We start from the raw sequence: 12,218 nt of genomic DNA on the forward strand, positions 1-12,218 counted from the left end.
ATGAAGTGGAAGCTGACCGGCAGGTATTTGGTCTCCGTGGTTCTTATCGTTGTCATCGTTATTATTATGAACATTGTGGTGATTATCGGCTTATTCATTCTACAATCGGTGAATGAGGATCTGGATCTTCCGATCTTAAATAGGCAAACCTCAGCGGAATCGATATCCCGATCCTTCCAGGAACATATCGTAATAACGGAATCGGGTGCTTCGATAAGCGAGAAGGGCAAGGAGATTCTGGAGAAGAATCAAGCGTGGGTTCAAATTCTGGATGAGGATGGCGGGGAAATCTACCGCTATCTTGCTCCGGAGGAGGCCAAAACGAAGTACGCCCCCATCGATATCGTGCAAATTTATAAGTATGTCGAGAAGGAAGTGCTGTCCACCGTTTTCGTTGGCGAAAAGAAGGGTTTCGAGCATCGTTACAGTTACTTGGTTGGATTTACGACTCCATACCTGGAGCGGCAAGTGTTAACCTTCGATTCCCGGAACTTTGCTCAAATGTTTAAGGTCTTTAGTGTTTCCATCATCACTATTGATGGATTTATTGCCTTATGCATCGCTTATATCTTCAGCAAGCGGCTGACCAAACCCATGCTTATCTTAATCGACAGCATTAAGCGTTTAGCTGGTCGTGATTATAACGTCTATCATCAACCTGAGGGGATTTATAAGGACGTGTTCGCCAATATCAATCTTTTGTCGCAAGAGCTGAAATCAAGTGAGAAGGAAAGAAAGAAATTGGATGCAATGAAGGAAGAGTGGATCGGAAATATCTCGCATGACATCAAAACGCCTCTTGCTTCGATTCAAGGCTATGCGGAGATGATAAAGGACACGGAATATCAGTTCTCCATGGATGAAATACGGGATTACGCCGGGATCATCGAAGGAAAGTCCAAATATTTGCGAGACGTGATTGAGGACTTGAATCTGTCGACCCGCTTGAGGAATAAAGAGCTGACGTTGAAGAAGAAAAATGTAAACATCGTAAGTCTGGTACGCAATGTCGTCATCGATACCCTCAATGACCCCAGGTATGCCAACCGGGACATTGATTTTAGCAGCAGTCATGAGGTTATTAAAATCGAGGTTGACGATATTCTGATACGCCGAGCGATCAGCAATCTGATCTATAATGCAATTGTTCATAACCGTGAGGATATTTCGATCAAGGTCCAGGTTGAGAAGTATGATGAGCAAATCCTGATTCGTATAGAGGACAATGGAAAGGGCATTAAGCAGGAGGAGCTTGGAAGAATCTTCGATCGCTATTACCGTGGGACCAATACGGGAGAACTCCATAAGGGATCAGGTCTTGGCATGGCGATTACGCATGACATTGTGATCGCGCATGGAGGGAATATTCAGGTTCATAGCACGGTTGGCCAAGGCACGGTTCTTGAAATCAAACTGGAACGGAACAGCGCCCAATAAGAGTGATGGTTTTCCGTTGATATTAGGGACCATGGGCAGGAGTAAAAAAACGCAAAAGGGATACACTACCGCAAAAGGAGTGTATCGCTTATGAAACTGCTTGTTAAGTTGTTGGTGCATGGAGTCTTGATTACGGCACTGCTGGTTGCGCTTACCGATGCTTCGTTCACAGGCGCTATCTTGACGGCATTAGGTATTGGCATCGTCGCTTATTTGGTGGGGGATTTATATATTCTGCCCCGAACCAGCAATATGATGGCAACGATTGCGGATGCCGGCTTAGTATTTGTGATGCTGTGGATCATCGGTGGAGTTGCAAACTGGACTATCGATTTCTCGGAGGTCCTGCTGATTGCGGTTCTTGCGGGAAGCTTTGAGTATTTGTATCATATGTGGCTCAGGGGCGAGCATTTGTTTGAAAAGAGACGGCGGGCGTCGTAACCACGGCAAAACCTTATATCGATCAATGTGCGTATACGATGAAGCCTGAGATATCAGGCTTTTTTGTTGGCCTAACATGTTTATTCTATGAGTCTACCGAGCGTATCGTGAAGCGAGCCCAAAGAATAAAATAACCCCATTGCTCATTCGAGAGCGATGGGGTTATTTTTATTTTTTACCTCTTAAGGCTTGGCATTTTTCCAGTAAGCATACGCATGCACCACGCTACCGGTAAAGGAAGGTGAATCCTTCAATAAATCAGGCAGCTTGGCAAGCTCTTCCTCCATGTAAGCTGCTCCTTCTTCATAGAAGGTAATATGATCTCCTTCATGGCTGGCTTTGATTTCTACGGAAATCTTGATCGGTTTGCCCAGCTCATCGGCAAATGCGATCTCTTCCTTAGCTACGCCGACAATCCCGTTCGATCCTTCCGCTGCATCCCGGAAGGCCATGAGAGAAACATGGTCCATTCGGTTGATCATCCACTTGCTGAGTGACATATCTTGTCCGGGAACTTTGTATTTATCCAGCCACACGGCCATATCCATGCTTGCTTCCAGATTGGAATCTTTTTTCAATTCCGTAACAAAGGCATCCAGATTCGCGGTCCATTCGGAAATAACCTGCTGCGAATTTTCCCTCCATGCAGGCAGCACATAAGGCTCAATGTCCAAATGAATGCCATGAAAACGCTCATTGCCTTCTACAGCGCGATTGTAGTTCTTCACATAATTGACCAATCGCATCATTCTGGGCCGGTTCTCCTCAAGTGCCCATATCGGATGGCCACCCATGGCATGGACCTCGATTCCGGCTGCAGCCGCTTCTTTAACAAACGTCGAGTACGAGCTGTACGGTTGCTCCAGGTCCAGCCTTACATAGAGCCAGTTCAAGTTTTTCTCCTTCGCAAAATCAAGAATTTCCTGACTGTTTTGAATTACTTCATGGGCTTCCCATATATATGTGCCTCTTACGATAGAGTCCCGTGTAACGGGATCAGCATCGGGCACGCGATCGCCTTCTCCCGGTTCAGGATTCGGATCGGGGGCCGGTGATGGGGAAGTAGGGTCCTTATCGTCTGGCGGTACGCTCCCATCACTAGACATGTTTTGCCAGTTGCGAATATCGTGGATAGCGATCCCGGCAAAGGAAGCATATGAACCGAGCGCACTGGACAGATGTTCCAATTTGGCGTTCATTTTTTCCTTACCATGTCCATAAAAGCTGGTGTGAGGCTCACCCGGCATTTCCTTCGTGTTAACCCCGATAAGAATCTGTTTACCAAGCCGGTTGGCAAGCTCAAGCTCATCTCGCGTCAGGTCCAGAATGCCATGCTCGGATTCTACTTCGTTCCGATAGGCCATCACGGTAACATGGTCAAATGTACCGATCAGCCATTCATTCAGACCGGTTCCATTACCCAAAGTGTATTGATCAAACCAGAAGGGGATGTCAATTCCGAGCTCCAGGTCGCTCCCGGATACTTGATTCAGGAACACCATAAGATTTTGTTCCCAGGTGCTGATGATTATGTCCTGCTCATCCTCCCACTGGGCAAGTACATACGGCTCTATATCAAGATGAATGCCGTCAAATCGGGCGCCGGCCGAAACCTTGCCGTTATAGTTGATCACCCAATCGGCGAGTCCGAGCATATCCTCCCGATGTTCGGTGAGGGCCCATCTTGGATCTCCTCCTAAAGCATGCACAGCAATTTGATTCTCATGCGCACGCTGTATAAATGCCTCGTAAACTTCGAACGGCATTTGACGATCAATCTGTAGGAAGATTAGATTAATTCCTTCTTCGCGGGAAAAATCAAGCAGTTCTTCGCCGCCATCCTGAATCAGATCCGTCTGCCAGATCCAAGTTGCTTTTGTTGTTGCATTTTCTCCATAAGCCGGGGTTTGAAGCCCCACCAGAAGCATGACAGCCAACAGGCCAGCAAGCATCGGGTAACCTTTTACTTTCATGTTTTCCCTCCGTTTCTCTACGAGAACTCCACGTATTCTCTATTTAGTAAACGGGGTTATTATAGCATTGATGCCTCAAAAAAAGATGAGACCTTGTTCTTACGGGACAGGTGGCAAGCAATAGATCGAACAAATGATCGGTTTAAAAGGAACTATGATATATTTGGAAAAATATAACTAAATCATATAAATTATATGAATTTGAACAAGATTAAGGCTAACTACTCAGGAAGAAAGTTGTGTTTTTGGCTTCTATATGCCCTAGTGTCACTGTTTATAATGAAGAACATCATTAAATTTATGGGTTATGAAGGAGATTCTAATGCTTTCATCATAACGGCTAGTAATTTAAGGGAGAGGAGCCCCTAGTAGAGGTGGAAGTGAGATTTTAGCATATGGAAATGAATCGTAATGTTGATTTCGAAAACCATTCCCGTATACGGTTTGGCATTCAAGTCCATCCTAGGACTAAAAACATAAGGTGGGCGCACATGATTAATTTGGAATCGAGATTGGAGAATATCGAAGACCGTTTTGTGAATATAGACACCTATCTATGTAAACATGAGTTTACGTTAGCCGGCAATTGGGATTATAAGCATGGTTATCTGGACAGGCGCTTGGATCAGGAGCGGATGGTATGGCTTCGGATCCCTTTTCTGGTCACCAAAGGCAGCCTGGATGGCGAATGCGGCGGTTGTCATGCTACGATAAAGCTCGGCCGTCCATTCGTATTTAGACATATATACAATACGGGAACCGACAAGCATGCAGCACCTCGTTTATTAGGAGCTCTCTTTGATCAATTCCAGGCTCCGATCGACCCTGACGCATCGGTGGACGAGATGTGGATTGAACAAGCACGAAAAGTCTTGGATGAAGTGGAGACAGGGTACTTGCACTGATACTCGGCGCTAACGAGGAGATCAAGTTTGCTTGATCTCTTTTTTATAGTTACACCATAACAAGCAAGGAGCTCTGACGTTTGCTGCAGTCAAGGGGCTCCTTTTTGTATGGGTGAACAAATAGGGGGATTAAAGAATATCCTTTGAAAACTTTAGAACTTTCGTAAAAGCGGGCTCAAATGTTAAAAGATCCTGTTATAGTTGGATAGACTGGCTTCAGTATGTGCCAACTTGGATCAATTAAATAAATGAAGAAGGTGATACCCACCCATGAACAAAAAAACATTATTTAATGATGGATGGACATTTGCAAAAAGCAGTCTTGACCATACGGATTCGGCGATTCTGAAATTCCAACCCGTGGATATTCCCCATGATTGGCTTATTTATAACACGGAGAATTTATATGAAAACAGCATAGGCTGGTACCGGAAGCAATGGTCGTGGAATGGCGATGGAGCTCAGGTTCTGCTGTGTTTTGACGGGGTGTATATGGATTCTTCCGTCTATGTCAATGGTCATTGCGTGGGTGAATGGAAGTATGGCTATTCCTCCTTCGAACACGAAATCACGGATTTCCTGGCAGAAGGGGAGAATGACATCGTTGTGAAGGTAGTGTTTCAAAGTCCGAACAGCCGGTGGTATTCGGGGGCGGGCATCTATCGTAATGTGTGGTTAAAGATAAGGGAAGCGAACCATATCGCAACAGACGGCATTTATATATCAACAAAATGTCAGGAAAATGAATGGTTGGTCGAAGTCGACACAGAAATGAATATCGTAGATGATGTGGTCATCAACCATACGCTCCTGAAGGATGGTCAAAGGATCGCAGAGGTGTCCAATCGCGTCAACGCTAGCAGTACTGGCAATGTAACTAATACACAAACGCTAGCTGTTGAGCGTCCATGGCTCTGGAGCCCGGATGAACCTCATCTGTATCAGTTGGTTACCGAGATGCGGGTGACTGGAATGGATCTTCCGACTGACCGGTACGATGAAATTGTAGAATCGGTATCGCACAACGTGGGATTCCGCCATATCCAGCTTGATCCGAATCAGGGATTCCTCCTGAATGGCAGCAAACTGAAACTGAACGGTGTATGCGAGCATCATGATCTCGGAGCTCTGGGTGCAGCGTTTAACAAAACGGCCTTAGCCAGAAGGTTTGCTATTCTGAAAGACATGGGGGTTAATGCGATCCGCACCGCTCACAATATGCCTGCGAAGGAATGGATGGATCTTGCGGATGAAATGGGGCTGCTGATCGTATCGGAAGCCTTTGATATGTGGGAACGGCCGAAAACCCCTTATGATTATGCAAGGTTTTTCCCGGATTGGGTTCAGCGCGACGTGAAGAGCTGGGTCAAACGGGATCGGAACCATCCGTCCCTTATCATGTGGAGCATCGGGAATGAAATATATGATACCCACGCGGATGAGAGGGGGCAGGAAATAACAAGAATGCTAATGGCAGAGGTCCAGCGATACGATCCCAAGCAAAATGCAAGCGTTACCATCGGATCGAATTATATGCCTTGGGAGAACGCTCAGCTATGTGCCGATATCGTAAAGGTGGCAGGCTATAACTATGCCGAGAAGTATTACGAGAAGCATCATCAGGCACATCCGGATTGGATCATCTATGGCAGCGAGACCGCATCGGTCGTACAGAGCCGAGGCATCTATCATTTCCCGTTTGAAAAGTCCATTCTGGCCGATGACGACGAGCAGTGTTCCTCCCTTGGAAACAGCTCGACAAGTTGGGGGGCGAAATCGGCGGAGGCCTGCATTCTGGCAGAGCGAGATATGCCCTTCTCGCTGGGACAGTTTATATGGACCGGATTCGATTATATTGGAGAACCTACACCGTATCATACCAAAAACTCTTATTTCGGACAGATCGATACGGCAACCTTCAAGAAAGATTCCTTTTATATCTATCAAGCAGCCTGGACGGATTACAAAACGAAACCCATGGTGCATCTGCTGCCATACTGGGATTTCAACGACGGCCAAATGATCGATGTTCGCATCTGTTCCAATGCGCCAAGCGTCGAGCTGCGTCTTAATGGGGAAACCATCGGTAAGCATGATATTGACCATGCACACGGAAGAGAGCTGGTGGGTTGGTGGAAGATTCCTTATTCAAAAGGCGAATTGAAAGCAATCGCTTATGACGAAGCTGGCCGTATCGTGGCTGAGGATACAAGAACCTCTTTTGGCGATGCCAAGCGTATTGTTTTGTGCCCGGATAAAGAAGAATTAACAGCCGATGGAACAGACCTCATCTTCCTGGAAATTGCGATGGAGGATGAGGATGGCCATTCCGTGGAGAACGCGAATAACCGGGTAGAGGTGCATGTGACGGGTGCCGGGCGGTTGCTTGGACTCGATAACGGAGACAGCACGGATTATGATCCGTACAAAGGCCGGAGCCGAAGATTGTTCAGCGGCAAGCTGATGGCAATCATCGGAGCCACATTGGAGCCTGGCCCAATTCGAATCGAAGTGTCTTCCAATGGTTTGGAGAGCCGATGCCTACATCTGACATCCATCCCTGCGCAGAATGAATTGACAAAGGGCATATCGGTAAGCATGAATAACGAAGATGGGCCGTGCCTCACGGGGAACATGCTCGAGCTTCCGCTTCGCAAGATTGAATTGATCAGCGAAGGAGGTCAATCATTTCATCCGTCCAATCGGCAAATGGTGGTGCGTGCACTGTTACATCCACCGGAGACCTCTTATCAAGCGGTCGAATGGGCTGTCGTGAATGATGCCGGCATCGAATCCAATATCGCCAGTGTGGAAGCCGATGGCCATGAAGTCATCGTAACTGCTCTTGGCGACGGCGAGTTTCGTTTGAGATGTACGAGTCGGAACGGGACGGATAAAACCAAGCTCATCTCCCAGCTTGAATTTCAAGTTGACGGTTTGGGTGCGGCCTACAAAGACCCATACTCCTTCATTTCTGCAGGACTGTATGATTACAGTCAAGGTGATGTGGGGAACGGGAACGAAAGAGGCGTAGCTACGAGCAGAGACGGCGAGACACAAGTCGGATTTCGGGACATCGATTTCGGTCCCCATGGCTCCGATACGATCACCATTCCGATATTTGCACTCTCAAGCGAAGCGTACTCGCTGCAAATCTGGGAAGGCATGCCTGGTGAGGAGGGCAGCTCCTTGCTGGCCGACTGCATTTATCAGAAAGAGTCCAAGTGGAACGTGTATCAGGAAGAAACCTACCGGTTGTCCAAGAAGCTGCGCGGCATCACGTCAATATGCTTTGTCCTGCGGCAGAAGGTGCACATCAAAGGGTTTTATTTTCAAGCGGGGAATCGGGCCTTCGAGCAGAATTATGCCGCAGATGGTGATCGAATCTACGGAGATAGCTTTACGATTATGGATGACAAGGCTGTTGAAGGTATAGGAAATAATGTTTCCCTCGAGTTTGACCTAATGGATTTCTCAGAAGCAGGCACTTCAAAACTGATTGTGTACGGGCGCACGGCCATAGATAAAAACACGATTCATATCCGGTTTGCCAATTCGGCGGGAGAAAGCAATCAGCTTGTTGAATTTACGCAAACTGATGGATACGAAGAGCAAGTGTTCGATCTGGAGCATGTGAACGGCAAACAGAAGGTGACGTTCATCTTCCTGCCGGGAAGCCAGTTTGATTTTGGCTGGTTCCGGTTTGTACGATCCGGTTCATAATACAAGGGGTGACTCAAGGCTGCTGATCCAATCGGCAGCCTTCTTTTGTTAGGAATTGAGGTACGGTCCATCTGAACGAATCGATAGGATTTTAATTAACCCTGCGGTATAATTAAATGATCGACATACCTGGATGGAAGGGACCGTGATGGAAATGAAGCAAACCAATAAATCGAGGAGTAAAAGAGGGCGCAGGATTGTCATATGGACCCTGTCTATATTAGTCATTATTACCATAGCAGCTAGTGTCCTACTGGATTCTCTTACTTACAAACCGCTCGATGAAGCGAAAGCGGTGTTTCAAAGTGATACGAAAGTAGTTGTCGAACACCTCAAGGACGGCTATCGTTTCGAGCCGGTGGGCGAGGAGGTGATCCAGCCCGACATTATTTTTTATCCTGGTGGATTGGTGGAGCCTGAAAGTTATGCGCCTTTTGCCAAGAGAATGGCGGAGAAGGGGCACCGCGTGTACATTGCATTCATGCCTTTGAATCTCGCCGTCTTCGGACAGAACAAGGCGGATTCCTTCATATCGGAGCATCAAGACAGACGTTATGTCATTGGCGGGCATTCCTTAGGCGGTGTTTTTGCTGCGAGATATGCTTCTGAACATGCGGATGTCATTGACGGGGTTTACTTCATGGCATCCTACGCGGATGATGGAGGCAAGCTAAACGGATTGAATATGTCCGCGCTTCAAATCACCGGTACGCAGGATGGCGTTCTTGATCGAACCGAGTGGGAAGCTGCAAGAAAGAATCTGCCGGACGATACGACATACGTGGATATTGCGGGCGGCAATCACGGACAATTCGGTTCTTACGGTTTCCAAAAGGGAGACAACGAAGCTTCCTTAACCCCAGCAGAGCAGTTGATCGAAGTGACGGAAGCCATGGACCTCTGGATCCAGGGCCTCGATTCGTTTCAACGCTGAAACTGAAATGTAACCCGATTGAAACTTCTACGTATATAGGTTATAAACATGGGTACATGTTAAACACTTAAAGAAGTTGAGGGATTCCATCATATGAATGTGGCGTATACAGACTATGCCGATACGGGATATCGGCGGGCTGAGCAGAAGGCAGCTCAGTATTTTGCATCACTTAATGTACAGGTTAAGGAAAAGAGTTATGTGCCGATCCTGACAGAGGACATTCTAATATGGAAAAGGAAGCATATTCATCGTCCTTCATGGCTGACTTTTTTATCGCGCGGAAAGAAGAAACCGGATAGCCGGGATTATCATAAATATATCGGCTGGCTTCATTATACAGGTGAATTGGATGATTACTTGGATCGAAGCATTTCCTATATTTATATGAGAGACCTGGGGATGGACCTGAATTCGCCTGACACGAAGGCCCGAATTCGGCGCGTTGCCCACGATACCAAAAAACTTCTGCTTCGCCCTTCCAATAGGAACGGTGGAGGTACGCCGGATTACATGAGTTTGGCCGGGCTGTACCGATGGGCCCAGAAGGAAGGCATCGAGAATGCCGTGATTTGGGTCATTAACAAACTGAAGCACGTGGCGACCCATATCCCGGAGGAGATGGATGCCGACCAAGCTCAACGCAAATTGATTAAAATTATCGTTGGCGTTGTTATGCACGTCATCGAGGATATGAGTGTCGAGACATCGCCTGCGGAGCGCTCAGCCCGCCTTGATGATGCTATCCGGCTGGGATATTCCTATGGGTTGACCTATCCTTTTATAGACGATCTGCTCGATTCAAGGGTACTTAACGCTCAAGAGAAGGAACAGTACTCCCAGATGATACGTCAGGCGCTCCTTACTGGAACGGTACCGGAGCTTGGGCAGTGGAGCGGGAAAAACATGGATCTCGTTCAATTCGTTCATAAGGAGCTTCGGGATGCATTTGAGTATATTCAGGGACACCAACGTCCCCAAACGCAGCGTGCTTTTTTCGAGCAGTCTAATGTGTTTTTTCATTCCCAGCATATTGACCGCATTAAGGATCTGGGCAATCCCAATTACAGTAACGAGGAATTATATCTGCCAATCATCCTGAAATCATCGTCCTCCCGCTTGATCGTCCGTTCCGTTATCAGCGCTTCGGCGGATGAAGGCTTTGAGGACCGGACCTTCTTCTACGGTATCTACAACCAGCTGGCCGATGATTTTGCCGATATGTTTCAGGATATGGAAGACGGAGCGGTAACCCCGTATACGTACTATTTAAAATATCGCGGTCAGCGTACAGATCTTATCAATCCTTTTGAAATGTACTGGGCGGTTATTTCCCATCTGATTCATGGGGTGTATCATTCGGACGCCAAGACGCGAGAGGTGATGCTGGACCGGGCCATTAATGGCCTGAAGCGTTGTAAGGAACGGGTCGGTGCTGAGAAATATAACGAAATCATGGATATTTTTGCATCCGGTAACCCGGAATTCAATCGACTTGTCCAGCAAATGGTTCGAACAGCCGATCAGGTGGATTTCTTCGATAAGTTGCTGCGGGACCAGATGGTTACGGTGCTCCGAAACGAGCGGAAGGAAAAGGATTATTTTATCGATACCATTAAAACCGTTCGAAATGAGATTAACAACAGCTTGCAAATCGCAAAGCCCCTTGGCATTCCACCCATGAAAGAGTCGCTGATTGACGCCGCCAATTATACGCTCGATGGGGACGGCAAACGTCTAAGACCTATCTTGACTTGGGTTATGGCGGTCAACGAATACGGTCTGCAAGCTTCCGCCATCGTGCCGCTGCTAAGGTCGCTTGAATACATGCACACCGCTTCCTTGATATTCGATGATTTGCCGTCTCAGGATAACGCCTCTACCCGTAGAGGACGACCGACCCTGCATCGGGTTCATGATAGCGCCACGGCGGAAATCACCGGTTTGTTCCTGATTCAGAAGGCTATCGAAGAACAATCGTCCCTTGAAGGTTTTGATCCCAAAACGGTATTAAAGCTGATTCAATATTCGTCTCAGCGAGCGGGAGATATGTGTTCGGGCCAGGCGATGGATTTGAATTCAAAAGGGAAGGCATTATCTTTGGAGGAGTTGAATACGGTATGTTATTACAAGACGGGCATTGCCTTCGAGGCATCTCTCGTTATGCCTGCCATCCTCGCTCAGGTGAAGGAGACCGAAATTGCGACATTGAAGAAATTTGCCTACCATGCGGGCATTGCCTTTCAGATTCAGGATGATTTGCTTGATGTGCAGGGCGATATGGAGCAGCTCGGGAAACCCGGAGGACAGGATGCGGAGAATAATACATCGACCTTTGTGAGCATTTTGGGTCAGGAAGGCGCCAGTCGGGAAATGTGGGAGCATTATTGCCTGGCTATGGAGGCGCTACAGGAGATGCCGCGCAATACGGCATTTCTCAAGCATTTATTAAATTATATGGTAAATCGAGATCGTTAAATTGCTTCTATTATATTGTTAATGTTCAATCATGAGAAAAATATCCCGAGAGGAAGTGTTGGCGTGAATGCCAGCACTTTTTTTGGTTATGGCATTGGTTTAAGCCATGCTTGCTGCATGCGTGTTACAAGGATGATATTGTGCAAAAGCAGCAATTCAGAAGAAACACAGCGTATTCCCTATAGATACAATAAGCCCTATGATACGCTTTTAGCCAGCGACCTGCCGCCGATTGAAAGAGCGTCCCGTCTGAGCACTCCGATTAGTATCATGGTTGGCGAACTAAGTCCTGAATCCGTCGTCAATTAAGAGAATGCTTTTTTTGTA

At 47.1% G+C, this 12,218-nt stretch carries 8 protein-coding genes; 7 read left to right on the top strand and 1 reads right to left on the bottom strand.

Annotation, left to right across the window (positions count from 1 at the left end; genetic code table 11):
* Positions 1-1,437: a sensor histidine kinase gene (locus tag ACPV3A_RS26725; RefSeq protein ID WP_426202349.1), complete on the top strand. Its 1,437-nt coding sequence runs from the start codon at positions 1-3 to the stop codon at positions 1,435-1,437.
* Between the two features lie 90 nt (positions 1,438-1,527).
* Positions 1,528-1,878 carry a DUF2512 family protein gene (locus tag ACPV3A_RS26730; RefSeq protein WP_071224065.1) on the top strand — a complete coding sequence of 117 codons (351 nt, stop codon included), beginning with the start codon at positions 1,528-1,530 and terminating at the stop codon, positions 1,876-1,878.
* Between the two features lie 182 nt (positions 1,879-2,060).
* Here the strand turns inward: ACPV3A_RS26730 and ACPV3A_RS26735 are convergent, their stop codons facing one another.
* The gene (locus ACPV3A_RS26735) at positions 2,061-3,851 is read right to left on the bottom strand and encodes a hypothetical protein (protein ID WP_426202351.1); all 1,791 of its coding nucleotides are present in this window, start codon (positions 3,849-3,851) and stop codon (positions 2,061-2,063) included.
* A 491-nt stretch (positions 3,852-4,342) separates the two neighbouring features.
* Here ACPV3A_RS26735 and ACPV3A_RS26740 point away from each other — a divergent pair, with 491 nt between their 5' ends.
* The 5 genes from ACPV3A_RS26740 (at position 4,343) to ACPV3A_RS26760 (ending at position 12,200) form a co-directional block, all read left to right on the top strand.
* On the top strand, positions 4,343-4,756 hold the full coding sequence (locus ACPV3A_RS26740; protein ID WP_113058021.1) for a YugN-like family protein: 414 nt from the start codon (positions 4,343-4,345) through the stop codon (positions 4,754-4,756).
* 270 nt (positions 4,757-5,026) lie between these two features.
* Positions 5,027-8,479, top strand: coding sequence for a glycoside hydrolase family 2 TIM barrel-domain containing protein (locus ACPV3A_RS26745; protein ID WP_426202354.1), 3,453 nt, complete (start codon positions 5,027-5,029; stop codon positions 8,477-8,479).
* Between the two features lie 148 nt (positions 8,480-8,627).
* The gene (locus ACPV3A_RS26750) at positions 8,628-9,413 is read left to right on the top strand and encodes an alpha/beta hydrolase (protein WP_426202356.1); all 786 of its coding nucleotides are present in this window, start codon (positions 8,628-8,630) and stop codon (positions 9,411-9,413) included.
* 93 nt (positions 9,414-9,506) lie between these two features.
* Entirely contained in the window at positions 9,507-11,891 is a 2,385-nt protein-coding gene (locus ACPV3A_RS26755) for a polyprenyl synthetase family protein (protein ID WP_426202358.1), read from the top strand.
* Positions 11,892-11,954: 63 nt separating this feature from the next.
* Positions 11,955-12,200: a hypothetical protein gene (locus tag ACPV3A_RS26760; RefSeq protein WP_426202359.1), complete on the top strand. Its 246-nt coding sequence runs from the start codon at positions 11,955-11,957 to the stop codon at positions 12,198-12,200.
* The last annotated feature ends 18 nt before the right edge of the window (positions 12,201-12,218 follow it).

Source organism: Paenibacillus sp. Dod16 (assembly GCF_049893405.1).
Lineage (GTDB): Bacteria > Bacillota > Bacilli > Paenibacillales > Paenibacillaceae > Paenibacillus_AQ.